The sequence below is a fragment of the Kitasatospora sp. NPDC058406 genome (genome assembly GCF_042722765.1).
Taxonomy (GTDB): domain Bacteria; phylum Actinomycetota; class Actinomycetes; order Streptomycetales; family Streptomycetaceae; genus Kitasatospora.
In genome coordinates this window covers 1-25,000 of the sequence record NZ_JBHXKE010000074.1, presented here as the reverse complement: position 1 = coordinate 25,000, position 25,000 = coordinate 1, and the positions used below count along the sequence as shown (strand labels likewise).

Sequence of the window (25,000 nt, the reverse complement as noted above, 5' to 3'; positions counted from 1 at the left end):
GTTCTCCTCGCCGTTCCCTCCCCGGTGCCGCGCGCTCCCGTCCCGCACCGCCGTCCCGCACGTCCGCCCCGGCCGGTGGGCCGGCGGGACGTCCGTAAGGTCCGTTTCGGTCGATGTCGGCGCCTACCTCTAGTCTTGTCCACCGTGACCGTCATCGCTGACCAGCCCACCGAGCACGGCTCCCGGCCGCCCGCCGGGCCCGCCGTCGCCGCCGCGCGGCCCGCGCCCGGCCCCGCCGCCGACGAGGGCCTCGCCCGCCGGCTCAAGGCACTGGCCTGCACCGCGCCGCTGCACGACCTGGACAGCCGCAAGGTCATGCTCGCCGGCGAGTACGGCGGCTACGCGATGGCCGAGGTCGGGCTCGCCGCGATCGACCTGGTCACCCTCAACATGGACTTCGACACCGGGGCCGACCGCGAGATAGTGCTGGCCCGGCTGCTGCCCCGGGTCGCCGCCCAGGCACCCGCCCGGTCCGCCGCCGAGCACCAGCGCGTCGGCCGGTGGGTGCTGGAGTCGCTGATCAACGTCGGCAGCGTCGACCGCGGCTTCCGCGCCGTCTACGGCACCTTCGACGCCGAGGGCGCGTACGTCCGCCGCGACTACGACTTCAAGCTGATCGAGGAGGTCCCGGGCCCCGACGGCGGCGTCTACCTGCGGACCACCGACGAGGCGGTCAACGTCCTCGTCGGCGCGCTCGACACGGACGTCACCTCCGCCCAGATCGCCGCCGAGGTCAAGCTGGAGGTGCTGATCCGGCGCGGTCGCCTGGCCGACGCCCAGCTCGCCGCCGAGCAGGCCCGCTACCGCACGGTCCAGTACGCCGAGACGCTGCGCCGCGCCCTCGACGCCACCCGCCGCAACGTCCGCGCGGTCGACTGGATGCAGGCCGTCCCCGACCTCATCGACGAGGCCCTCGACCACATCGCCGACCGCTACCGGCACGAGAACGCGATTCTCACCAACATCCGCAAGGCCCGGGACGAGGCCGAGGACCAGGAGCACAAGCGTCGCGCCGCCGAGCTGGTCGACATCGTCAAGGACTGCATCCGCCGCCACACCCAGCTGCAGACCAGGCTGCTGGAGGCCGGGCCGCTGTTCCGCGCCGAACAGGACCGGCAGGCCTTCTCCGCCCCGCGCGCCCGCAGCGGCATCGACCTCTACGGGCAGCTGCTCGCCCCCGTGCTCCGGCTGCCGATAGAGCAGGCCGTCGGTCCCACCGGCGCGTTCTTCGCCCGCGGTACCGGTCTGCGCACCCCGGTCTCGGTCCGGGTCGCCGACCTGGTCGACCTGCTGCTCACCCCGCCGGTCGAGCGCGAGCACCTGGGCGCCGAGATGCCCGACCCGGACCTCGTCGCCACCCCGGACGACAGCCGGTTCTCCGAGGCCCAGCTGGAGGCCGCGCTGGAGCTGCTCGACCTGCCGGCCGACGCGCCCCGGCGGCTCTCCGGCCTGCTCGCCGAGGCCCGCGCGCAGGATCCGGAACTCCCCTACCTGGTCGCCCTGCTGGCCGTGCACGCGGCCAGCCCGCCGGTCGGCACCGCCTACCGGCAGGGGGAGGAGCGGCTGCTCTTCGCGGTCGACGACGGGACGGTGCTGCACGACCGGGAGTTCGGCGGCGCCGACCTCGTGGTCGGCAGCGCCCTGCTCGACGCGGCCGGCATGGCGGCCGACCGCAAGGAAGCCGGCTGATCCGCATGCCGACGCGCCACCGGACCACCCACCGGACGCCCACCCGCCGGACGACCGGACACCGGCCCCCCGCCGGGCCGGAAGCCCGCCCGGAAGCCCGCCCGGAAGCCGGGCCGGAAACCGGCCCGGTCGGACACCCCGCCGCTCGCCGGACCACCCGCCCGGCCGGCCGGCAGACCCCCCGAACCCCCAGCAACGCCCCCGAGGAGCACCGCCCGTGACGACCCACCACGACACGTCCTGGGCGCCCGAGACCGAGCCCGCCGCGCCCGCGCCGATCACCCCGGCCGACGTGGCCGACGCCGCCCGGCTGGTCTCCTTCGGCCTCCAGGCCAAGCTGCTCCCGGCCCGCGACGCCGAGTACACCGAACTGGTCCGCCGCTACCGCGAGGACCCGGCCTTCGCCCGCCTCGCCGACGCCGTCGCCACCGGCATGGGCCTGGTCGTCCTGGAGGTCTCGCCGCGCGCCGGCATGGCCGTCGCCGCCGCCGAGGAGTCCGTCTTCGCCGTCCGGATGGGCGACTACTCCCGGCGTGCCGCCTCCGAGTCCACCGACCGCTTCCTGCACGGCCTGGCGCACCTCGCCGTCGCCGCGATGGCCTTCCCCCGGCCCGAGGACCTCGCCGACGACGGCTACCTCGGCCGGATCACCGTCAACGGCGTCGACGCCTTCGTCCGCCAGGCCTGCCGCCGCCTGGAGGAACAGGCCACCGTGGACGGCGCCAACACCGACCCGCACAGCGACGCCCCCGGCCTGGAGGCCGCCTGGCGGGTCTGGGCCCGGCGCACCGCCACCGGCGCCACCAAGGACGCGCGCCGGCTGTCCGGCTCCACCATCGGCATCGTCGCCAAGGCCGTGCTGTTCCTGGTCGACTCCGGCTTCCTGCAGAAGGTCGCGGACGACGCCGGCGGCACCTACCGCACCACCGCCCGCTACCAGCTCCAGGTCCGCGACCTGGCCGGCAGCGCCGCGATGGCCGAACTGCTCGACCTCGGCGTCGTCCCGGTCTCCGACGGCACGGCCACCCTGCTGCCCCCGGACACCGGTGACGAGCTGGTCGCCGACGCCGGCCTCCCGTTCCACTCCCTCTGACACCCCCCACCCCCCGCCCGCTCCTCCGGCATCCGCCCCGACTCCTGTCGTCCGAACCAGTCCCCCATCCACCCGTCTCCTGGAGAACCGCCGCACATGTACGAGCTCAACCGGGTCCGCCTCTACTCGATCGGACCGGCCGGCGCCCGCTACGCCGACACGGTGCTCGACCTGCGCGGCGTGGGTGAGCCCGTGGCCGATCCGGCCCCCCAGCAGATCGGCCTGTTCGGCGAGGAGCCCGACGGTCCGGTCCGCCGCCCGGCGCCCGCCGGCGTGCTCTTCCTGGAGAACGGCGGCGGCAAGTCCGTCCTGCTCAAGCTGATCTTCTCGGTCATGCTCCCCGGTCACCGCAACACCCTCGGCGGCGCCAGCTCCGGCGTGCTCCGCAAGTTCCTGCTCGCCGACGACTGCGGCCACGTCGCCCTGGAGTGGCAGCACACCGTCACCGGCGAGCCGATCGTGGTCGGCAAGGTCAGCGAGTGGCGCGGACGCCAGGTCTCCTCGGACCCGCGCAAGTTCGCCGAGACCTGGTACTCCTTCCGCCCCGGCCCCGGCCTCACCCTGGACTCCCTCCCGGTCTCCGAGCGGGTCAGCCTGGCCGGCGACCAGAAGGCCCGTGGCCGCCGCCGCACCATGAAGGGGTTCCGCGACGCCCTCACCGAGGCAGGCAAGGCCCACCCGCACCTCGACCTGGTCTTCGAGGACGGCCACGACCGCTGGACCGAGCACCTCGGTGAACTCGGCCTCGACCCCGAACTCTTCCGCTACCAGCGCGAGATGAACGCCGACGAGGGCGAGGCGGCCGGCCTCTTCGCGGTCAAGCAGGACAAGGACTTCACCGACCTGCTGCTGCGCGCCGTCACCGACACCCGGGACACCGACGGCCTCGCCGACCTGGTCCACGGCTTCGCCGCCAAACTCGGCCTGCGTTCCGAACTCACCGCCGAACGCGACTTCACCGCCGGTTCGCTGGAGCTGCTGGAGCGCATCGCCGAGTCCACCACCGCCCGCGAGTCCGTCCGCGAGGCCCACCGCACGGCCGAGCGCCGCACCCGTCGGCTCGCCCACGCCCTGAGTTCCCGGGCCGCCGCCGAACGCGACCGCGCCCACGACCTGGCCGTCGAGGTGGCCGCCGCCGAGGGCGCCGTCACCGCCGCCGAGACCGACCGCACCCGGCACACCCTGATCGCCGCCGAACTCACCCACCGGCACGCCACGCTCGCCCTGGCCGCCGCCACCGCCGAGGCCGCCGCGCTGCGCCGCGAGCTCACCGACGCCCGCACCCTGCACTCCGCCTGGCAGGCCGCCGAGACGGTGCTCCGCCAGCGCGCCGCAGCCGACCGGGTGGCGCGGGTCGCCGCCGCGATCCGTGAGGCGGAGCTGGACGCCGCCCCCGCGCTGGCCGCCCGGGCCCGCGCCGCCACCGCGCTGGCCCGCGTCCTGGAGAGCGCCGCCGCCGCCGCCGAGCTGCGCGCCGACACCGAGGAGGAGCGCGCCGCCGAACTCCAGGCCGACGGCGCCAAGTCCCAGACCGACGCCACCGAGGCCGCCACCGCCGCGCAGAAGGCCCGCAGCGAGGCCGACCACCTGCGCCAGCGGCTCGCCGAGGTCGAGCGGGAGACCGAGGCCGCCGTCGAGGCCGGCTGGATCGACCCCGACACCGCGGAGCCGGACCCGGCCCGCGCCGCCCTGCACGCCGCCGACGTCGAGAAGTCCGCCGGCGACGCCCTCGCCCGGGCCCGTACCGCCGCCGAGGCCGCCGCCGCCCGGCTGCGCGAGGCCGCCGCCGCCACCGGCCGCGCCGAACTCGCCGACGCCCGCGCCACCGACGCCCGCAAGGCCGCCGTCCGGGCGCTCGCCACCGAGCAGCGCACCGCCGCCCTGCTCGCCACCGAGCCCCGCCTCGCCGATCTGCTCTCGCTCACGCCCGCTCCCACCGACTGGCACGAGGAGGGGACGGGAGCCGAGGAGGACGCCGGCTTCCTCACCCCCGCCGTCCTCGACCGCAACGCCGAGTACCTGCGCGAACTCCTCGACGAGACCATCGCCGCCGCCGAGCGCACCCTCTTCGACCTGCGCACCGCCGCCGCCGACGACTCCCGGATCCTCGCCGCCCTCGGCGACGGCGGCCTGCTGCCGCCCGGCCCGGACGTCCTGGCCACCGTCGAGTACCTCGCCGAGCACGGCATCCCCGCGCTGCCCGGCTGGCGCTACCTCGCCCAGTCCGTCGACCCGGCCGACCACGAGGCGATCCTCGCCGCCCGCCCCGAACTCGTCGACGGCGTCGTCATCACCGACCCCCACTCGCTCGACCGGGCCCGCGAGGCCCTGCAGTCCGCCGCGCTGCTGCCCCGCTCGACCGTCGCCGTCGGCGCCGCCGCCGCGCTGATCGCCCCGATCACCGACGAGCCGGCCTTCTTCCTGGTCCCGCCGAACCCGGCCATGCACGACGAGTCCGCCGCCGACGACGAGCGCCGCGAGCTGCGCGCCCGCGCCACCGCCCGCGAGGAGCACATCCGCGAACTCGCCGGCCGCCTCGGCGGCGACCGCGCGCTGGCCGCCCGGCTCGCCTCCTGGCACGCCAGCTGCCCGCCCGGCACCCTCGCCGAACTGGCCGCCGCCGCCGAGGCCGCCCGCGAGCACGCCGAGCACGCCGCCGCGGCCCTGGCCACCCTGCGGGCCGAGCACGACGAGGCCGAGACCGACCACGCCACCGCCGCCGTCGCCCACGAGGAGCACCGGGAGGCCGCCCAGCAGGCCCGGCGCCGCGCCGACGCCCTCTCCGGCCTCGCCTTCCGCCTGCGCGAGCGGGCCAACTGGAGCCGCCGCCAGCGCGAACTCGCCGAGGACGCCGCCGAGTGCGACCGCCGTCAGGCCGTCTGCGCCGAACGCGCCCGCACCTGCGACGAGGACCGGCGCGCCGCCCCGCGCGCCCCCGACGACGCCCGCCGGACCGCCCGCACCCTGCGGGCCGAACGCGCCGAGATCCCCGCCGCCGAGCAGGACGACGAGCCCGTCGAGGCGACGTCCGTCGCGCTCCCCGCACTCCGCGAGGCCTACCGGGCCGCGTCCCAGCTGTACGAGAAGGTCGGCGTCGGCGCCGACCTGCGCGCCGAGCAGGCCCGCGCCGAGGGCGACGAGGCCGCCGCCGCGACCGAGCTCGACCGCCTCACCAACAAGGTCCGCACCCGCGCCGAGGAACTGCTGGGCAGCCCCGACGGCGCCGACGGCCCGGCCCGTCAGGCCGCCGCCGCCCGGGCCGAGGAGCTGGTCGCCACCATCGAGACCCGCGCCGCCGTCGCCAGCGAGCAGCTCGGCCGGCTCCGCGGTGACGCCGAACGCTCCGCCCCCGTCGACGGCGAGGCGCACACCGAGCTGCCCGAGGAGCTGGTCCCCGCCGACCCCGAGCACGCCCAGGTCCTCTTGCGGACCGCCACCGGCCGGCTCGCCGACCGCCGCGAGGCCCTGGACACCGCCCGCACCGTGCACGCCGACCTCCGGCGCACCTCCGACGCCGCCCAGGCCGCCGCCGCCGACTTCGACGAGCACGCCGGTCAGCTCCGCGACGGCCTGCGCGAGCACCAGGACGACGCGGACCGGCCGGTCGAGCCCTACCTGGGCTCGATCGTCGACGCCCGCGCCGCCGCCGCCGAGGCCCGCCGTGCCCTGCGCACCGCCGCCGGCGAGCTCTCCTCCGCCGAACTCGCCGTACGCGACGCCTCGGACACGCTGGTCCGGCACGCCAACGCGGCCCGCTTCGAGGCCGTCCGCACCCCGGCCCGCCAGCAGATCCGCGAACTGCCCGCCTCCGCCCTGCCCGACCACGCCGCCGCCTGGGCCGTCGCCTTCGCCCCCCGGCTGCGCGTGCTCACCGACGAACTCGCCCAGCTGGAGCGCAACCGAGGCTCGATCGTCGACCGCCTGCGCGGCCTGGTGGAGTCCTCGCTCACCACCCTGCGCGCCGCCCAGCGGCTCTCCCGGCTGCCCGAGGGCCTGGGGGAGTGGTCCGGCCAGGAGTTCCTCCGGATCCGCTTCGAGGACCCGGACCACGCCACCCTGGTCGAACGGCTCGGCGAGGTCATCGACGAGGCCACCCGCGCCGCCGTCCGGAAGAACAGCGACCTGCGTCGCGACGGCATGTCCCTGCTGCTGCGCGGCGTCGCCGCCGCGATCGGCCCGCGAGGGGTCTCCGTCGAGATCCTCAAGCCCGACGCGGTGCTGCGGGCCGAACGGGTCGGCGTCGGCCAGATGTCCGACGTCTTCTCCGGCGGCCAGCTGCTCACCGCCGCCATCGCGCTGTACTGCACGATGGCCGCGCTGCGCGCCAACGACCGGGGCCAGTCCCAGCTGCGGCACGCCGGCACCCTGTTCCTCGACAACCCGATCGGCCGGGCCAACGCCACCTACCTGCTGGAGCTCCAGCGCGCCGTGGCCGACGCGCTCGGCGTCCAGCTGATCTACACCACCGGGTTGTTCGACACCACGGCGCTCGCCGAGTTCCCGCTGGTCATCCGGCTGCGCAACGACGCCGACCTGCGGGCGGGGCTGAAGTACATCTCGGTGGAGGAACACCTGCGGCCCGGCCTGCCGGCGCCGCAGGACCCGGACGGCCCGGCCGTCCACGGCGAGATCACCGCCACCCGGATGTTCAAGCGGCCGGCGGAGGCACCGGCCTCCTCGTGACCGTCGTACGGTGGGGCGCATGTTGACGATCGTTCACTTCAGCGACACCCACCTGGGCCAGGACCACCACGGGGACGGCGGTGCGCGGGCGCGCGGGCGGGCCGAGCGGGTGATGGCGTACCTCGACGCCCTGCCCGGCGCGCCGGACGCCGTCCTGGTCACCGGCGACCTCGCGGACCACGGCCTGCCCACCGAGTACCGCGAGGTCGCCGAGGCGCTGGTCTCCCGCCACCCGGTGCTGTTCTGTCCCGGCAACCACGACATACGCGGGCCCTACCGGGAGGTGCTGCTCGGCGAGGGGCCCGCCGACGGCCCGGTCAACCGGCTGCACCGGCTGCCCGGCGCCGACGTGCTGATGCTGGACTCCTCCGTCCCGGGCCGGCACGACGGCCTGCTCGACGAGGAGACCCTCGGCTGGCTGGACCGCACGCTGGCCGAGGGGGCGCCGGACCGCCCCGCGCTGGTGGCCTTCCACCACCCGCCGGTGGTGCTGCACCTGCCGTACGTGGACCCGATCCGACAGTTCGGCGAGGAGCGGCTCGCCGAGGTGCTGGGCCGCCACCCCCGGGTCAGGGCGCTGCTCTGCGGTCACGCCCACACCGCGGCGGCCACCACCTTCGCCGGACTGCCGCTGCTGGTCGCGCCGGGCGTGGTCTCCACCGTCGCGCTGCCCTGCGAGGGCGGGGCCGAGATCACCTACGACCAGCCGCCGATGGTCGCCTTCCACGTGCTGGACGACACCGGACGGCTCACCACCCACTACCGGGTGGTCACCTCCGGCTGACGCGGCCCGTGGCTTGCCGGCGGGTGCGGGGGCGGGTACGCCGGCGGGTACGTCGCGGCGCGTGCCTGCGGCCGCGGCTGGCCGGCCGGCGGGGGAGCGGTTCCCGGCGGCCCCGGTCGCGGCGCCGGTCGTGGCCCCGCCGGAGCCCGGCTGCCGGCCATCGGCGAGGCGGAGTCCGGCCCGCGCATCCGCTGCGCGGCGACCTGACGCGAGATCAGGATCTCCAGGAGGCACCACATCGTGCCGAACACCCCGAGCCCCATCGCCATCAGGGCCGGTGTCATCAACCAGCTGTCGGCGTAGGAGGACAGCGCCGCGAGGACGATGCCGACCAGGGTGAAGGCGAGACAGAGCACCGCCCGGACGACGGTGGTCCGCACCTCGTCGGGCAGACGGCGGCGACGGCGTGCGGATGACATCGGGCGACCCCCAGGCGCGGTCACGGCGGCGTACGCGGGCGGACACGGGTGAAACCGGTCGGGGCGGGCAGGGTTCCGGAGTGACCGGCGGCCGGGAGCGCGCCCCTCTGCACCACTCTGCCCTGTCGTACCCGGACTATGCGCACGAATCCCCCGAACTGACACCAAATCGTGTGATCAGGGCCGGAGCGGCCGAAACCTCCGGGCGCTCAGCCCAGTTGACGACCGAGCTCCTCCAGCGCGCCCGTCACGATCGTCCGCATCGCCCGCTCGGCGTGTTCGGCGTCCCCCGCGCAGACCGCCTCCGCGACCTCGCGGTGCAGCCGGATCGCGTACGGCTCGGGCTGATGGGGCATCAGATGGTACTCGGTCCGGCCGGTGAGCACCGCCCCCACGGTGTCACCGAGGTGCGCGAACATCTCGTTGCGGGAGGCGCGCAGCACGGTGGCGTGGAAGTCGATGTCGTGCTGGAGGAAGGCGGCCAGGTCGGCGGCGCGCGCGGTCACCGTCAACTCGACGGCCAGGGAGCTGAGTCGGCGCCGCTCGTCGTCGGTGGCGTGGTGGGCGGCGAGGGCCGCCGCGGCCGGCTCCACGGCCAGCCGGAGCGAGCCGAGCGAGCGCAGCTGCGCGGGGCGGTCGGCGCCCGCCAGCCGCCAGCGGATCACCAGCGGATCGAAGACGTCCCAGTCCGACTTGGGCTGCACGGTGATCCCGACCCGGCGGCGGGAGGCCACCATGCGCATCCCCTCCAGGATCCGCACCGACTCGCGGACCACCGTCCGCGACACCCCGAACCGCTCCTCCAGCTCCTCGGCCCGCAGCACCGCGCCCTCGGGAACCTCCCCGGACGCGATGGCCGGCCCCAGCTCCGCGAGCAGTCGGCCGGGCAGCCCCTGGATCTCCATCCGCCCAGCCTAGACGCCCGCCCCCGGCCCGCACCCCCCGACCTGCACCCGGGGCCCTGACCTGCGCCCCGGGTCCGGCCCGCGCCCCGGGTCCGGCTCGCGCCCCCGAACCCCGCGGTGCGCCCCGGCCGGGAACAAAAGTATGACGATTTGATTTCCAGCACTTGAATACGTCATATCTTTGAGAAACAGTGGCGGCCAGGCAACGAAGGAGCACCACCCATGGCTCTCAGCGTCGAGAACCACGACACCCCCGCAGCACCCCTCACGGTCGTCGTGATGGGCGTCTCGGGCGTCGGCAAGACCACCCTGGCCCGTCTGCTGGCCGACCGCCTCGGCCTCCCCTTCGCCGAGGCGGACGACTTCCACCCGCCCGCCAACATCGCCAAGATGTCGGCCGGCACCCCGCTGGACGACCGGGACCGGGCCCCCTGGCTGCGCGCCGTCGGCGCCTGGCTCAAGGAGCGCACCGAGGCCGGCACCGGCGGTGTGGTCACCTGCTCGGCGCTGAAGCACGGCTATCGCGACACCCTCCGCGAGGCCTGCCCGGACGCCTGGTTCCTGCACCTCAGCGGCGGTCACGAGCTGGTCGGGGACCGGCTCGCCCACCGCACCGGCCACTTCATGCCGACGTCGCTGCTCGACTCGCAGTACGCGGCCCTGGAACCCCTCGGTCCGGACGAGCGGGGCGCCGCCCTGGACGTCGGCCCGTCCCCCGAAGACCTCGTCGAGAAGGCCGTGGCGCTGCTGCGGCCCGTCAATGGAGACCTCGCGTGACCACCCTCCTCGCGGCCGCCGCACCGGCCCTGCCGCACACCGACAGCGACCTCCGGCTGTTGATCGCGGTGCTGCTCAGCATCGGCGCCATCGTGCTGCTGATCACCAGGTTCAAGCTGCACCCGTTCCTGGCCCTCACCCTCGGCTCGGGGCTGCTGGCGGCCGTCGCGGGCGCGCCGTTCGACAAGCTGCTCGGCAGCTTCTCCACGGGCTTCGGCGCCACCGTGGCGGGCGTCGGGCTGCTGATCGGCCTGGGCGCGATGCTCGGCAAGCTGCTCGCCGACTCGGGCGGGGCGAACATCATCGCCGACACCGTGCTGGCCCGCTCCGGCCCGAAGGCGCTGCCCTGGGCCATGGCGCTGATCGCGGCCGTGCTCGGTCTGCCGCTCTTCTTCGAGGTCGGTGTCGTCCTGCTGATCCCGATCGTGCTGCTGGTGGCGCGCCGGGGCAACGTCCCGCTGATGCGGATCGGCATCCCGGCCCTGGCCGGCCTCTCGGTCCTGCACGGCCTGGTGCCGCCGCACCCGGGCCCGCTGGTCGCCGTCGACGCGCTGAAGGCCGACCTCGGCATCACCCTGGCCCTCGGCCTGCTGATCGCCGTTCCGACGCTGATCGTCGCCGGCCCGCTGTTCGCGCGGGTCGCCGAGCGCTGGGTCGGCCCGCTGGAGATCCCGGAGAACACCGCCCCGGAGGGAGCCGTCGAACGGCCGGAGCGCACGCCGTCCTTCGGCGCCGTCCTGGCGACCATCCTGCTGCCGGTGGTGCTGATGCTCGGCAAGGCGCTGGCCGACGTCGTGGTCGACGACCCGAAGGCGCTGCCGCAGCGGGTGTTCGACTTCATCGGCTCGCCGCTGATCGCCCTGCTCGCCGCGACCCTGCTCGGCATGGTCACCCTCGGCCGGGCGGCCGGTTTCGACCGCGACCGGATCTCCGACACGGTCGGCAGGTCGCTCGGCCCGATCGCCGGCATCGTCTTCATCGTCGGTGCGGGCGGCGGCTTCAAGCAGACCCTGATCGACGTGGGCGTCGGCGACGCGGTGAGCGGGTGGTCGGCCAGGTGGCACATCTCGGCGCTGCTGCTCGGCTGGCTGATCGCCGTCCTGATCCGGCTCGCGACCGGCTCCGCGACGGTGGCCACCATCACCGCGGCCGGCATCGTCGCCCCGCTGGCCGCCGACATGTCCTCGACCCACGCGGCCCTGCTGGTCCTGGCGATCGGCGCCGGCTCGCTCTTCTTCTCGCACGTCAACGACGCCGGCTTCTGGCTGGTGAAGGAGTACTTCGGGATGAGCGTCGGCCAGACCCTGAAGTCCTGGTCGGTGATGGAGACGGTGATCTCGGTCGTCGCGATCGCGCTGATCATGCCGCTCAGCCTGATCATCTAGCCCCGGTAGCGGTACCCCGGGACGGCGGACGGACGGTCCGCGGAAACGACGGACGGGCGGGCGTTCCCCAGGGGGAGCGCCCGCCCGTCACGTTCGGGAGGTCACTTCAGCAGCGGCACGACGGAGGGCGGGCACCCCCAGCCCTGGGGTGCCCGCCCGGCACGGCTGCGCCGTGGCGCTACTTGCCCTGGCGCTTGCCCAGGAACGCCTCGACCTCGGTGCGGATCTCCGGGGTGTCCAGGCCGCGGACGGTCATCGTGGTGCGGCGGCGCAGCACGTCGTCCACGGTGTACGCCCACTCGCTGTCGGCCGCGTAGGCGACCTGCGCCCAGACGTCCGGCCCGTCCTCGTGGATCGGCCGGCCGAGCTCCGGGTTCTCGTCGATCATGCGGGCGATCTCGAAGGAGAGCGTGCCGTAGTGGCTCGCCAGGTGCTTGGCGACCAGCGGCTCCATCCGGGAGCCCGGCTCGCGGTCGATCAGCAGACGGTGCGCGACGGCGTTCGGCGCGCCGACGCCCGGCAGCGGGACGGTCGGGGCGATCGGGGACATGTCCTCGCCGAGGGAGGTGCCGGGCACGTGCGCCAGCTTCTCCAGCACCGTCCGGCCGATGTGCCGGTAGGTGGTCCACTTGCCGCCGGCGACCGACAGCATGCCGCCCCTGCCCTCGGTGACGACCGTCTCGCGCTTGGCCGCGGCGGTGTCGCCCGGGCCGCCGGGCAGCACCCGCAGGCCGGCGAAGGAGTAGGTGATCAGGTCGCGGTCGAGGTGCTCGTCGCGGATGGCGTGCGCGGCCTCGCCCATGATCTGGTCGATGTCCGCCTCGGTGGCCCGGACGTCCTGCGGGTCGCCCGTGTACTCCTCGTCGGTGGTGCCGAGCAGGACGTGGTCCTCCCACGGGATGGCGAAGGAGACGCGGTACTTGTCGATCGGGATGGTCAGCGCGGCACGCCACGGGGCGCGGCGCTTGACGACGACGTGGGCGCCCTTGGAGAGGCGGATCGACGGCGCGGCGCCGGCGTCCTCCATCTTGCGCAGGTGGTCCACCCACGGGCCGGTGGCGTTGAGCACCAGGCGGGCGTCGACGCCGAACTCGGTGCCGTCCAGGCGGTCCCGCAGCTCGGCGCCGGTGACCCGGCTGCCGGTGAAGCGCAGGCCGGTGACCTCGGCGTGGTTCAGCACGACCGCGCCGGCGTCGACGGCGGCGCGCACCGTCATCACCGCGACGCGCGAGTCGTTCATCTGGTGGTCGCCGTAGACGGCGACCGAGCGCAGGCCCTCGCTGCGCAGCGCGGGCACCTGCTGGGCGGCGTGCGCGGCGGTGGAGACCCGGCCCATGCCGTCGCGGAAGGCGGAGAGCGCGGAGTACAGGAAGACGCCGGCGCCGAGCTTGGGCGCGCTGTGCGGGCCGCCCTTGTAGACCGGCACGAAGAAGGTCAGCGGGTTGACCAGGTGCGGGGCGACGTCGGTGGCGAGCGCACGGCGCTCCTTGTGGTTCTCGGCGACCAGCTTGACCGCGCCGGTCTGCAGGTAGCGCAGACCGCCGTGGACCAGCTTGGAGGAGGCGCTGGAGGTGGCGCCCGCGAAGTCGCCGGCGTCGACCATGGCGACCTTCAGACCGGCCTGGGAGGCCGTCCAGGCGACGGCGGTGCCGAGGATGCCGCCCCCGATCACCAGCAGGTCGTAGGTGGCCTTGCCCAGCAGCTCGCGGGTCTCGGCACGGGATGCGGTGTGGCCGGCGGAGCGCTCGGCGCCCAGGGTCGGGATGGTTGCCATGGTGTGTGTACGGCGCGCGGGTCGGGCTGCGCCGTTACTCCTCTCGGTGTGCGTACGGCCCCTGGGGAGAGGCCGGGTCGGCCCGGTGCGGCGGGCCGGTGAAACGGGAGCGGGCCGGCCGGGGCTGCTGCCCCGACCGGCTTCGCGATCAGTTGTTCTCGTCCTCCTCCACCCAGCCCATGGTGCGCTCGACGGCCTTGAGCCACTTCTTGTACTCGCGCTCCCGGGTGGCCTCGTCCATGCGCGGGGTCCACTCGGCGGCGCGGTGCCAGTTGGCCCGCAGGGTGTCGAGGTCGTTCCAGAAGCCGACCGCCAGACCGGCCGCGTAGGCGGCACCGAGGGCGGTGGTCTCGGCCACGTACGGGCGCTCGACCGGGGCGTCCAGGACGTCGGCGATGTTCTGCATGAGCAGGTTGTTGCTGGTCATGCCGCCGTCGACCTTGAGGGCGGTGAGCTCGACCCCGGAGTCCTTCTGCATGGCGTCGACGACCTCGCGGGTCTGCCAGGCGGTGGCCTCCAGGACGGCCCGGGCCAGGTGGCCCTTGGTGACGTACCGGGTGAGGCCGGCGATCACACCGCGGGCGTCGGAGCGCCAGTACGGGGCGAAGAGGCCGGAGAAGGCCGGTACGAAGTAGGCGCCGCCGTTGTCCTCGACGGTGTTGGCGAGGGTCTCGATCTCGGCGGCGGTCGAGATGATGCCGAGCTGGTCCCGCAGCCACTGGACGAGCGAGCCGGTGACGGCGATCGAGCCCTCCAGCGCGTAGACCGGCTTCTGGTCGCCGATCCGGTAGCCGACGGTGGTCAGCAGGCCGTGGTACGAGTTGACGATCTTCTCGCCGGTGTTCAGCAGGAGGAAGGTGCCGGTGCCGTAGGTCGACTTGGCCTCGCCCTCGTTGAAGCAGGTCTGGCCGAACAGCGCGGCCTGCTGGTCGCCGAGCGCCGCCGCGACCGGCACGCCGGCCAGGTCGCCGACGGCCTCGCCGTAGACCTCGGCGGAGGAGCGGATCTCCGGGAGGACGGCCATCGGCACGCCCATCGACTCGGCGATCTTCTCGTCCCAGGCCAGCGACTGGAGGTTCATCAGCATGGTGCGGCTGGCGTTGGTCACGTCGGTGACGTGCTTGCCGCCCTCGACACCACCGGTGAGGTTCCAGATGACCCAGGTGTCCATGGTGCCGAACAGGATGTCGCCGGCCTCGGCGCGCTCGCGCAGGCCCTCGACGTTGTCCAGCAGCCAGCGGATCTTCGGGCCGGCGAAGTAGCTGGCCAGCGGGAGGCCGGTCTCGCGGCGGAAGCGGTCCTGGCCGACGTTGCGGCCCAGCTCGCGGCAGAGGGCCTCGGTCCGGGTGTCCTGCCACACGAGCGCGTTGTGGACCGGCTCGCCGGTGTGGCGGTCCCACAGGACGGTGGTCTCGCGCTGGTTGGTGATGCCGATCGCGCGGATGTCGTCCTTGGTCAGTCCGGCCTTCTCCAACGCGCCGCGGACGACCGACTGCACCCGGGTCCAGATCTCGGCGGCGTCGTGCTCGACGTAGCCCGGCTGCGGGAAGATCTGCCGGTGCTCCTGCTGGTCGACGGAGACGATCCGGCCGTCCGCGCCGAAGATGATGCAACGGCTGGAGGTGGTGCCCTGGTCGATCGCGGCGATGTAGTTGCCAGTGCCAGTGGAGGTCATGAGGGTCCTCGGCTCGTTCAGCGGAATTCGGGGGTGGGTGGGCCTGACTCTCAGGTCAGTCCCCGTGCTCGGGCTGGGTGGAAACCCGGGGGCGTCAGAACGCCACGTGGTACAGGCCGCCGGCGAGCAGGCCGCCGATGACCGGGCCGACCACCGGGATCCAGGCGTAGGACCAGTCGGAGCCGCCCTTGTTCGGGATCGGCAGCAGCGCGTGGACGATGCGCGGACCCAGGTCGCGGACCGGGTTGATGGCGTACCCGGTCGGGCCGCCGAGCGACAGGCCGATGCCGACCACGGTGAAGGCGACGATCAGGATGCCGGTGCCGGAGAGGCCGAGGCCCTTGGTGAGGCCCTGGGTGAGGATGCCCAGGCAGAGCACGAAGGTGCCGATGATCTCGGTGAGCAGGTTCTGGACCGGGTTCCGGATCTCGGGGCCGGTCGAGAAGATACCGAGGGTGGGCTCCTGGTTGGCCTGGAACTGGCCGAGGTAGGTGAGCCACACGAAGACGGCGCCGATCATCGCGCCGAGCAGCTGGGAGCCGAGGTAGAGCGGGACCGTGCTCCAGTCGCCGCTGTCCACCGCGAGGGCCAGGGTGACCGCCGGGTTCAGGTGCGCGCCGGACTTCGGGGCCGACATGTAGGCGGCGATCATCACCGCGAAGCCCCAGCCGAAGGTGATCGCCAGCCAGCCGGCGTTGAGGGCCTTCGACTTCTTGAGCGTCACGGCGGCACAGACGCCGCCGCCGAGAAGTATCAGCGCTGCGGTGCCGAGGGTTTCGCCGACGAAGATGTCGCCGTTGGAGAACGCGGACACAAAGACTCCCTTGTCCATATGGCCCGGAGGTGCGGGTGGGGGCAGGGGCCGGGCGATCGGGGGGCGGGTGAGCGCTCTGTGGGATCGTTTCGCACGGCCATCGTTCGACAATGTCGACCGTCATGCGGAAGCTTCCTCCCCGGGTCGCCCTCGCGTCAAGGCCGGGTTACGCAGCTGTGACCCTTTGCTCGGTCCGCTACCCGGCGTCACCGACTGGATAGTCGCAATTTTGGACAAAACGGTAAGGCGCGGACAGGCGACTGGCCTGTCCGCGCCTCAGCGTGAACGTCGTGCATCCGGGGCGGCGCCCCGGCACCCCGGGTCAGAACCGGCCGGCGCCCAGGTCCCGGGAGATCGCCCGCGCGGCGCTGCGCACCGACGCGACCAGCGACGGCTTCACGAAGCCGTCCTCGCAGACCCGCTCCACCGGGCCGTTGACGCAGACCGCGCCGACCGGGTTGCGCCGCCGGTCCTGGATCAGTGCGCCGATCGAGGCCACGCCCTCCCAGGTCTCCTCGACCGCGTCCGCCCAGCCGCGCTCGCGGGTCAGCGCCGCCTCGGCGTCCACGTCGGCCGCCGAGGTCAGCGTCCGCGCCGTGTACGGCTCGTACGGCCCGTCGCCCAGCTCGCCGCGCGCCACCGGGTCGTACGCCAGCAGGACCTTGCCCAGCGCGGTGGAGTGCAGCGGCTGCATCGAACCGACCTCCAGCACCTGCCGGGTGTCGTCCGGCCGGAAGACGTGGTGCACGATCAGCACGCCCTGGTGGTGCAGGACGCCCAGGTAGACGGTCTCCCCGGCCGCCCTGGCCAGGTCGTCCGCCCACACCAGGGCCCGCGCGCGCAGCTCGTGCACGTCCAGGTAGCTCTGGCCGAGCCGCAGCAGCTCCGCGCCCAGCTGGTACTTGCCGCTCTCCGGGTCCTGCTCCACGAAACCCTCCTGCTGGAGGGTGCGCAGGATGCCGTGTGCCGTTCCCTTGGCCAGGTCCAGCGCCGTCGCGACCTCGGACAGGCCCAGGCGGCGCTCGCCGCCGGCCAGCAGGCGCATGATCGCGGCGGCCCGGGAGAGCGACTGGATCGGGCCGGGCATGTGTACCTCCGGGCTGACAGGCGGTCGACAATGTCGACCGCAGTGGTAACGGGCACGAGTCTGCCAGGCCGTGCCCGGTCCGTGCACCTTCCCCCTCGGTAACCCCCGCGCCTCCGACCCGTCCCGGGCGGCCCCGGGCCGTCCCGGATCGGTCCCGGCGCGCCCCGGCCGCGGGGCCGGCCCTCCGCCCGGCCTCAGGGCCGGACGCGGGCCACCTCGGCGGCCAGCTCCCGGATCTGCGCCGGCCCCACCCGGCAGCAGCCGCCCACCAGCCGCGCCCCGCCCGACAGCCAGCCGGCCACCCGCTCCGCCGCGAAGGTCGGACCGCCGGTCCAGTCCCGCGCCGCGGCGTCCCAGCCCTCGCCGCTGTTCGGGTACGCCACGACCGGCTTGCCGGTCACCCGCGCCGCCAGCGCCACCGCCCCGTCCACCTCCTGCGGCGCGCAGCAGTTCACCCCCACGGCCACCACCTCGTCCGCCTCCGCCGCCGGCGCGAACGCCTCCGCCAGCGGCTGCCCCGCCCGGGTGCGCCCGCCCGCCACGCTGAACGACAGCCAGACCGGCACCCCCAGGCCGCGCACCGCCCGCAGCAGGGCCCGGGCCTCGTCGGCGTCCGGCACCGTCTCCAGTGCCAGCACGTCCGGCCCGGCCGCCGCCAGGGCCTCCAGCCGGGGCCGGTGGAACGCCTCCAGCTCGGCCGTGCTCAGCCCGTACCGTCCCCGGTACTCCGAGCCGTCCGCGGTCACCGCGCCGTACGGCCCCACCGACGCCGCCACCCAGCGCCGCCGGCCGGGCAGGCCCCCGGCCGCCTCCCGGGCCGCCTCCCGGGCGAGCTCCACGCCGAGCGCCAGCAGCCGCGCCGCCCCGGCCCGGCCCACCCCGCGCCGGGCGAAGCCCTCGAAACTCGCCTGGTAGCTCGCCGTGATCGCGACCTCGGCCCCCGCCTCGAAGTACGCCCGGTGCACCGCCCGCACCGCCTCCGGCGCGTCCAGCAGCAGCCGGGCCGACCACAGCCCGTCCGCCAGGTCGTGGCCGGCCGCCGCCAACTGGTCGGACAGCCCGCCGTCCAGCACCAGGGGGCCGGCCGCCAGGGCCGTGGCGAAGTCCGACGGGGGAGTGCTGGGCATGACGGCCTCCTCGCGACGAAGCTCCTGGTCACACCCTAGAAGCAGAGCGGTCCCCGGATCCCCGGAAAATCATTTGCCGCAGAGGCAAAGGATCGCTACGTTGTGCTCATTCCGAGAAGGACGGGCACGCACCGTGAGTGGAGAGGAGCGCGCCGTGACCACCCCACCCGACACCCCGGGTCGCACGGCCGCCGAGCAGGAGTGGCTCGCCTCCTACGACCCCCGTGCGTACACCCCGGTCGCCGTCACGGTCGACGTCGTCGCCCTGACCCTGCGCCACGGCTGCCTGCACGTCCTGCTGGTCGAGCGGGCCCTGCCGCCCTACCAGGGCCGCTGGGCGCTGCCCGGCGGCTTCCTGCGCGCCGGCGAGGAGAGCCTCGACGAGGCCGCCGCCCGCGAGCTCGCCGAGGAGACCGGCCTGCACGGCACGGTCGAGGCCGCGGCCGCGCTCAGCCGGATCCACCTCGAACAGCTCGGTACCTACGGCGCCCCCGACCGCGACCCGCGCATGCACGTGGTCGGCGTCGCCTACCTGGCCTTCGCCCCCGACCTGCCCGACCCGCAGGCCGGTACGGACGCGGCACGAGCCGCCTGGCACCCCGTCACCGACCTGGACCTCCGGCCGCCCGGCCGGTCCGAGACCGCCGGTGCACCCGCCGACACCCACGGGGGTGGCGTCGGCAGGTGCACCGGCACCCACATCCGGGCGACGGAGACGGCCGGACCCGCACCGAGCGGTCCCGCCGACGCCGCCCTCGACGCCGCCCTCGATCCGGGCTACGCCTGCCGGGGCGGCGCCCGGCCGGGCGCCGCGGCCCCGATCGCGCTGGCCTTCGACCACGCCCGCATCCTCGCGGACGGACTCGACCGCGCCCGCGCCAAGATCGAGTACAGCCCGCTGGCCACCGCCTTCCTCCAGCACGACTTCACCATCCCCGAGCTGCGCGCCGTCTACGAGGCCGTCTGGGACGAGAAGCTCCACCCCGGCAACTTCCACCGCAAGGTGCTCTCCGTCCCCGGCTTCGTCGAAGGCACCGGCACCACCACCAAGCACGGCGGCGCCCGCGGCGGCCCGCGCGCCCGTACCTACCGCTCCGGCGACGCCCGCCTCCTCCACCCGGCCCTCCTGCGACCCGCCCGGGAGGAAGAGGCGGGGGAGCGGATCCACTGACCGGGCCCCACCTCCGGCCGGCCCCCACTAGCATCCGGCCATGACGATTCACGAGGCCGGCACGGTGCGCCACCGCCCCAACTCCCACTGCCACTTCTGCGGCACCCTCTACCCGCCCGGTACCGACGGCTGGCCCCGCGTCTGCCCGCGGTGCACCGAGATCAGCTACCGCAATCCGCTCCCGGTCGTCGTCACCCTCCTCCCTGTCACCCAGGACGACACCGCCGCCGGCCTCATCGTCATCCGCCGCACCATCGAGCCCGGGTACGGCGAGCTCGCCCTCCCCGGCGGCTACGTCGACTACGGCGAGAGCTGGCAGCAGGCCTGCGTCCGCGAGCTCCGCGAGGAGACGGGCATCCTCGCCGACGCCGTCGACATCACCCTGGTCGCCACCGACTCCGACACCCACGGCGGCTTCCTCTGCCTCTTCGGCCTGCTCCCGGCCCGCCCGCTCACCGAACTCCCGGCCTCCGTGCCCACCGAGGAGACCGACGGCTGGCAGCTCTCCACCCCGGACACCCCGCTCGCCTTCCCCTTCCACACCCGCGTCTCCCGCTCCTGGTACGACGGGGAGTTCACCCGCCCCTGACCAGGGCCTGACCGCGCCGGGCAGACCCTGGCGCACCGGCCGATCACGTGGCAGGGTCTGCACCGACAGCCCCCAACCGGACGCGGGCCCTGCCACGAGCAGCCCCGTCCTTACCACCGGCCGGGAGACCACCACCGTGAGCACTCCACCCCAGGACCAGCCGCTCTGGCGCCCCACCCCCGCTCGCGCCGCCAGCACCGGGATCGTGGCCTTCCAGGCCTGGGCCGCCCAGCACCACGGCGCCCCGGCCGCACCGCTCGCTCCCACCGCCTCCGACGCCGAGGCCGCCGCCCGCTACGCCGCCCTGCACGCCTGGTCCGTCGAGGACCTCGACCGCTTCTGGACGGCCGTCACCCAGTGGTTCGACGTCCGGCTCACCACCGAGGCCGGCACCGACGAACCGCTCGGCGTCCTGGCCGACCCCGCCATGCCCGGCGCCCGCTGGTTCCCCGGCCGCAAACTCAACTACGCCGAGCACGCCCTCCGCCACGGCGAGGACCGGGCCAACGCCGACAAGCCGGCCGTCCTCCACCTCGACGAGACCACCGAACAGCCCGTCACCCTCACCTGGGCCGAACTCCGCCGCCAGGTCGGCTCCCTCGCCGCCGCCCTCCGCGCGCGCGGCGTCCGCCCCGGCGACCGCGTCGGCGCCTACCTGCCCAACATCCCGCAGGCCGCCGTCGCCCTCCTCGCCACCGCGGCCGTCGGCGCCGTCTGGACCAGCTGCGCCCCGGACTTCGGCGCCCGCAGCGTCCTCGACCGCCTCCAGCAGATCGAGCCCGTCGTCCTGTTCGCCGTCGACGGCTACCACTACGGCGGCAAGGACCACGACCGCACCGACGTCGTCGCCGAGCTCCGCCGCGAACTCCCCTCGCTGCGCACCGTCGTCCACGTCCCCCTGCTCGGAGCCCCCGCGCCCGAGGGCGCGCTGCACTGGGACGACCTGATCGCCGGCGACGCCGAGCCGGTCTTCGAGGCGGTCCCGTTCGACCACCCGCTCTGGGTCCTCTACTCCTCCGGCACCACCGGCCTGCCCAAGGCCATCGTCCAGAGCCAGGGCGGCATCCTCGTCGAGCACCTCAAGCAGGCCGGCCTCCACCTCGACCTCGGCCCCGAGGACCGCTTCCTCTGGTACACCTCCACCGGCTGGATGATGTGGAACTTCCTCGTCGCCGGCCTCCTCGTCGGCTCGACGATCGTCACCTACGACGGCAGCCCCGGACACCCCGACACCGGCGCCTTCTGGTCCGTCGCCGCCCGCACCGGCGCCACCGTCCTCGGCACCTCCGCGGCCTACGTCATCGCCGGCCGCAAGGCCGAACTCCGGCCCGGCCACGATCTCGACCTCTCCGCCGTCCGGTGCATCGGCACCACCGGATCCCCGCTGCCGCCGGACGGCTTCCGCTGGATCTACGACGAGGTCAAGGAGGACGTCTGGCTCGCCTCCGTCAGCGGCGGCACCGACGTCTGCTCCTGCTTCGTCGGCGGCGTCCCCACCCTCCCGGTGTACCTCGGCGAGATCCAGGCCCCGTGCCTCGGCGCCGCCGTCGAGTCCTGGGACGTCCAGGGGCACCCGCACACCGACGAGGTCGGCGAACTCGTCGTCACCAAGCCCATCCCGTCGATGCCCACCGGCTTCTGGAACGACCCCGAGGGCACCCGATACCACGACAGCTACTTCGACACGTACCCCGGAGTCTGGCGCCACGGCGACTGGATCACCGTCACCTCGCGCGGCACCGTGGTCATCCACGGCCGCTCCGACTCCACCCTCAACCGGCAGGGCGTCCGGATGGGCTCGTCCGACATCTACGAGGTCGTCGAGCGCCTCCCCGAGATCGCCGAGTCCCTGGTCATCGGCCTGGAGGAGCCCGACGGCGGCTACTGGATGCCGCTCTTCGTGGTCCTGGCCCCCGGCGCCGAACTCGACGACGCCCTCGTCGGCCGCATCCGCGTCGCGCTGCGGACCGAACTCTCCCCGCGCCACGTCCCCGACGAGGTCATCGCCGTCCGCGGCCTGCCGCACACCCTCACCGGCAAGCGCATCGAGGTCCCGGTCAAGCGCCTGCTCTCCGGCACCCCGCTCGACCAGGCCGTCAACCCCGGCTCCGTCGACAACCTCGACCACCTGCGCTTCTTCGAGCAGCTCCGCCGCGACCGCCGGGCCGGGTAGCCGGTACGCCGGCCCCCCGGCGCATCCCCGCCACCCTCCCGGACACGCCGAAGGGGCCCCTCCACCGCCACGGTGGAAGGGCCCCTTTTCGGAGGAACGCGCGGTCTCGACCGCCTGTCCGGCTACTCGCCGGACAGCACCTGCTGCGCCGCTGCCCGCGCCTCGTCGGCGCTGTCCGTCGCACGGGCGGCCTCGGCGGCCCGGCGGCACTGCGCCAGCGTGTACTTGCCCAGCGTGGTGCGCACGTAGGGGATCGACGCCGCGCCCATCGACAGGCTGGTCACCCCGAGACCGGTCAGCACCACGGCCAGCAGCGGGTCGGAGGCCGCCTCGCCACAGACGCCGCAGCTCTTGCCGGCCGCGGCGGCGGCCTCGGCGGAGAACGCGATCAGGTCCAGCAGCGCCGGCTGCCACGGGTCCTGCAGTCGGGCCAGCGCGCCGACCTGCCGGTCGGCGGCGAAGGCGTACTGGGCGAGGTCGTTGGTCCCCAGCGAGAGGAACTCGACCTCCTGGAGGATGGAACGCGCCCGCAGCGCCGCCGACGGGATCTCGACCATCGCGCCGAACTTGGCGTTGAGCCCCGCCTCACGACACGCGTCGGCGAAGTCCTTGGCGTCCTTGCGGTCGGCCACCATCGGGGCCATCACCTCAAGGTGCACCGGCAGGCCCTCGGCCGCCGTGGCCAGCGCACGCAGCTGGGTCTGCATGACCTCCGGGTGCTCCAGCAGCGTCCGCAGACCGCGCACACCGAGCGCGGGGTTCGGCTCGTCCGCCGGGGTCAGGAAGTCCAGCGGCTTGTCCGCGCCCGCGTCCAGCGCCCGGACCACGACCCGGCCCTCCGGGAACGCCTCCAGCACCTTGCGGTACGCCTCGACCTGCTTCTCCTCGCTGGGCGCCTTCGCCGAGTCGTCCAGGAAGAGGAACTCGGTCCGGAACAGGCCGACGCCCTCCGCGCCGGCCTCCAGCGCGGCCGGCAGGTCGGCGGGTCCACCGATGTTGGCGAGCAGCGGGACCTTGTGCCCGTCCAGGGTCTGGCCCGGACCGGAGGAGGCGGCCAGCGCGGCCTTGCGCTCGGCGGCGCTCCGGCGAAGCTCCTCCTGCTTCTCCTCGGTCGGCTCGACCAGCACGTTGCCCGAGCTGCCGTCGACCGCGACGACGGTGCCCTCGGCGACGTCGGCCGCTCCCGGGAGCGCGACCACGGCCGGCACACCCATGGCCCGCGCGAGGATGGCGCTGTGGCTGGTCGGCCCGCCCTCCTCGGTCACGAAGCCGAGCACCAGCGTCGGGTCGAGCAGCGCGGTGTCGGCCGGCGCCAGGTCCCGGGCGAACAGCACGTACGGCTCGTCGCTGTCCGGGACGCCCGGCATCGGCACGCCCAGCAGGCGCGCCACGATGCGGTTCCGCACGTCGTCGAGGTCGGCGACTCGGCCCGCGAGGTAGTCCCCGGCCGAGGCCAGCAGCGCGCGGTAGGCGGCGAACGCGTCGTAGACACCGCGCTCGGCACTGCTGCCGACGGTGATCCGGCGGGCGACGTCGGCCATCAGCTCCGGGTCCTGCGCCATCAGGGCCTGAGCCTCGAGGACGGCCTGCGCCTCGCCACCGGCCAGGTTGCCGCGGGCGATCAGGTCCGCGGCCACCGCCTCGACGGCCGCCTGGGCGCGGGCCTGCTCACGCGGGGCGTCCTCGGTGGGGATCTGGGTGGCCGGCGGCTCCAGCACCGCCGTACCCATGTGCCGCACCTGGCCGATCGCGACCCCGTGGCTGACACCCACGCCGCGCAGCGTCTTCTCCATGTATGTCTCCGCTGAGGGAAGCGGCCCCGCCGGGTACCGCTGTGTGCCGGGCCGCCCCGTCCGGTGCGGAGGGGCGGATCTGTCGGGAAGGTAGAGAGGGGTCAGCTCCAGTTGAACAGGGCGTCGCCGACGGCGACCTCCCCGTCCTCGCGGACGTCGCCCAGCGCGTCGGCCGAGGCCTCGAGCGCGACGATCGGCGAGATCGGCGACTTGCCGGCGGCCTCGACGGCGGCCGGGTCCCACTTGATGACGGCCTGGCCGCGGGTGACGGTGTCACCCTTGTTGACGAGGAGCTCGAAGCCCTCGCCGTTGAGCTGGACGGTGTCGATGCCCAGGTGGGTCAGCACGCCGTGGCCGTCCGCGTCCACGACGACGAACGCGTGCGGGTGCATGGATACGACCACGCCGTCCACCGGGGCGACGGCCTCGGTCGGGCGACGGACCGGGTCGATCGCGGTGCCCGGACCGACCATCGCGCCCGAGAAGACGGGGTCCGGCACGCCGGCGAGCCCGACGACCTTGCCGGTCAGCGGCGACATCACAGTGGTCATGGTTGAGCCTCCCAAGTGCGCAGTACAGGCGAGCGGCCGCGAACAGCGGCAGGATGATCGAGCGCAGTGATCGTCTGAAGCCTAAATCATGTCAACTTCGGACATCAGCTGACATTCCCAGGCGAAGTGACCTGCCTGTCCGCCCTCACCAGCCGGTCATCTTGCCGACCGCTGGTGGTCTAGTCCTCTTGGCCGATGCGCCGCACTCTACAGGCATCTTGGCGAATCGGGACCATTGCTGTATATGCTCGCGAGAGCAACAAATCACTCCTCCGACCGGGTGACGGCCGGCGCGGCCCGATTCGCGCTCCGGCGGACGACCCGCTATGGTTGATCGAGTCGCCGCGAGACGACGGTTAACGCCAGGTTTCAGATACGAAAAGCGCCGGTTAAGAACTGGCAAACGGATCTGCTAGGCTGGAAACACGAAAGAACGAAGCGCCCGGAGGGCCGGTGTGAAAGCCGCCTGAAGGAAGTGTCCGTTCCTTGAGAACTCAACAGCGTGCCAAAA

Annotated in this window: 18 protein-coding genes; 9 read left to right on the top strand and 9 right to left on the bottom strand. The window is 74.2% G+C overall.

Features of this window, described 5'->3' with window-relative positions; translation table 11 throughout:
* Positions 1 to 144: 144 nt before the first annotated feature.
* From ACFWOG_RS16815 to ACFWOG_RS16800, 4 genes are all read left to right on the top strand, one after another.
* On the top strand, positions 145 to 1,689 hold the full coding sequence (locus tag ACFWOG_RS16815) for a hypothetical protein (RefSeq protein ID WP_380359077.1): 1,545 nt from the start codon (positions 145 to 147) through the stop codon (positions 1,687 to 1,689).
* 217 nt (positions 1,690 to 1,906) lie between these two features.
* On the top strand, positions 1,907 to 2,782 hold the full coding sequence (locus tag ACFWOG_RS16810; protein ID WP_329885220.1) for a hypothetical protein: 876 nt from the start codon (positions 1,907 to 1,909) through the stop codon (positions 2,780 to 2,782).
* 96 nt (positions 2,783 to 2,878) lie between these two features.
* Positions 2,879 to 7,465 carry a hypothetical protein gene (locus tag ACFWOG_RS16805; RefSeq protein ID WP_380359073.1) on the top strand — a complete coding sequence of 1,529 codons (4,587 nt, stop codon included), beginning with the start codon at positions 2,879 to 2,881 and terminating at the stop codon, positions 7,463 to 7,465.
* Positions 7,466 to 7,484: 19 nt separating this feature from the next.
* Positions 7,485 to 8,249 carry a metallophosphoesterase gene (locus ACFWOG_RS16800; RefSeq protein ID WP_380359071.1) on the top strand — a complete coding sequence of 255 codons (765 nt, stop codon included), beginning with the start codon at positions 7,485 to 7,487 and terminating at the stop codon, positions 8,247 to 8,249.
* Here the strand turns inward: ACFWOG_RS16800 and ACFWOG_RS16795 are convergent.
* Complete coding sequence (locus tag ACFWOG_RS16795) at positions 8,225 to 8,668, bottom strand: hypothetical protein (protein WP_380359068.1); 444 nt, start codon at positions 8,666 to 8,668, stop codon at positions 8,225 to 8,227. The genes ACFWOG_RS16800 and ACFWOG_RS16795 overlap by 25 nt on opposite strands.
* A 209-nt stretch (positions 8,669 to 8,877) precedes the next feature.
* Entirely contained in the window at positions 8,878 to 9,573 is a 696-nt protein-coding gene (locus tag ACFWOG_RS16790; protein WP_329885216.1) for an FCD domain-containing protein, read from the bottom strand.
* 222 nt (positions 9,574 to 9,795) lie between these two features.
* Here ACFWOG_RS16790 and ACFWOG_RS16785 point away from each other — a divergent pair, with 222 nt between their 5' ends.
* Together ACFWOG_RS16785 and ACFWOG_RS16780 are read left to right on the top strand one after the other, a co-directional pair.
* On the top strand, positions 9,796 to 10,350 hold the full coding sequence (locus ACFWOG_RS16785; protein WP_329949256.1) for a gluconokinase: 555 nt from the start codon (positions 9,796 to 9,798) through the stop codon (positions 10,348 to 10,350).
* Entirely contained in the window at positions 10,347 to 11,735 is a 1,389-nt protein-coding gene (locus ACFWOG_RS16780; protein WP_380359065.1) for a GntP family permease, read from the top strand. The genes ACFWOG_RS16785 and ACFWOG_RS16780 overlap by 4 nt, the downstream gene beginning before the upstream one ends.
* 178 nt (positions 11,736 to 11,913) lie before the next feature.
* Here ACFWOG_RS16780 and ACFWOG_RS16775 read toward each other — a convergent pair whose 3' ends face one another.
* From ACFWOG_RS16775 to mmuM, 5 genes are all read right to left on the bottom strand, one after another.
* On the bottom strand, positions 11,914 to 13,509 hold the full coding sequence (locus ACFWOG_RS16775; protein WP_329885213.1) for a glycerol-3-phosphate dehydrogenase/oxidase: 1,596 nt from the start codon (positions 13,507 to 13,509) through the stop codon (positions 11,914 to 11,916).
* A 148-nt stretch (positions 13,510 to 13,657) separates the two neighbouring features.
* Positions 13,658 to 15,184, bottom strand: coding sequence for a glycerol kinase GlpK (gene glpK / locus ACFWOG_RS16770; protein WP_329885212.1), 1,527 nt, complete (start codon positions 15,182 to 15,184; stop codon positions 13,658 to 13,660).
* Positions 15,185 to 15,278: 94 nt separating this feature from the next.
* The gene (locus tag ACFWOG_RS16765) at positions 15,279 to 16,016 is read right to left on the bottom strand and encodes an MIP/aquaporin family protein (RefSeq protein ID WP_380359060.1); all 738 of its coding nucleotides are present in this window, start codon (positions 16,014 to 16,016) and stop codon (positions 15,279 to 15,281) included.
* Positions 16,017 to 16,320: 304 nt separating this feature from the next.
* Positions 16,321 to 17,085, bottom strand: coding sequence for an IclR family transcriptional regulator (locus tag ACFWOG_RS16760; RefSeq protein ID WP_329885210.1), 765 nt, complete (start codon positions 17,083 to 17,085; stop codon positions 16,321 to 16,323).
* 194 nt (positions 17,086 to 17,279) lie between these two features.
* Positions 17,280 to 18,212 carry a homocysteine S-methyltransferase gene (mmuM, locus tag ACFWOG_RS16755; RefSeq protein WP_380359057.1) on the bottom strand — a complete coding sequence of 311 codons (933 nt, stop codon included), beginning with the start codon at positions 18,210 to 18,212 and terminating at the stop codon, positions 17,280 to 17,282.
* A 154-nt stretch (positions 18,213 to 18,366) separates the two neighbouring features.
* On the opposite strand from mmuM, the gene ACFWOG_RS16750 reads away from it, so the two are divergent.
* From ACFWOG_RS16750 to ACFWOG_RS16740, 3 genes are all read left to right on the top strand, one after another.
* Entirely contained in the window at positions 18,367 to 19,383 is a 1,017-nt protein-coding gene (locus ACFWOG_RS16750) for an NUDIX domain-containing protein (protein WP_329947559.1), read from the top strand.
* A gap of 40 nt (positions 19,384 to 19,423) precedes the next feature.
* Complete coding sequence (locus ACFWOG_RS16745) at positions 19,424 to 19,972, top strand: NUDIX domain-containing protein (protein ID WP_380359054.1); 549 nt, start codon at positions 19,424 to 19,426, stop codon at positions 19,970 to 19,972.
* A 136-nt stretch (positions 19,973 to 20,108) separates the two neighbouring features.
* On the top strand, positions 20,109 to 22,145 hold the full coding sequence (locus ACFWOG_RS16740; protein WP_380359051.1) for an acetoacetate--CoA ligase: 2,037 nt from the start codon (positions 20,109 to 20,111) through the stop codon (positions 22,143 to 22,145).
* 122 nt (positions 22,146 to 22,267) lie between these two features.
* Here the strand turns inward: ACFWOG_RS16740 and ptsP are convergent, their stop codons facing one another.
* Together ptsP and ACFWOG_RS16730 are read right to left on the bottom strand one after the other, a co-directional pair.
* On the bottom strand, positions 22,268 to 23,938 hold the full coding sequence (ptsP, locus tag ACFWOG_RS16735; RefSeq protein ID WP_329885205.1) for a phosphoenolpyruvate--protein phosphotransferase: 1,671 nt from the start codon (positions 23,936 to 23,938) through the stop codon (positions 22,268 to 22,270).
* Positions 23,939 to 24,039: 101 nt separating this feature from the next.
* Positions 24,040 to 24,489, bottom strand: a complete 450-nt coding sequence (locus tag ACFWOG_RS16730; protein ID WP_329885204.1) for a PTS glucose transporter subunit IIA — start codon at positions 24,487 to 24,489, stop codon at positions 24,040 to 24,042.
* Positions 24,490 to 25,000 lie beyond the last annotated feature (511 nt).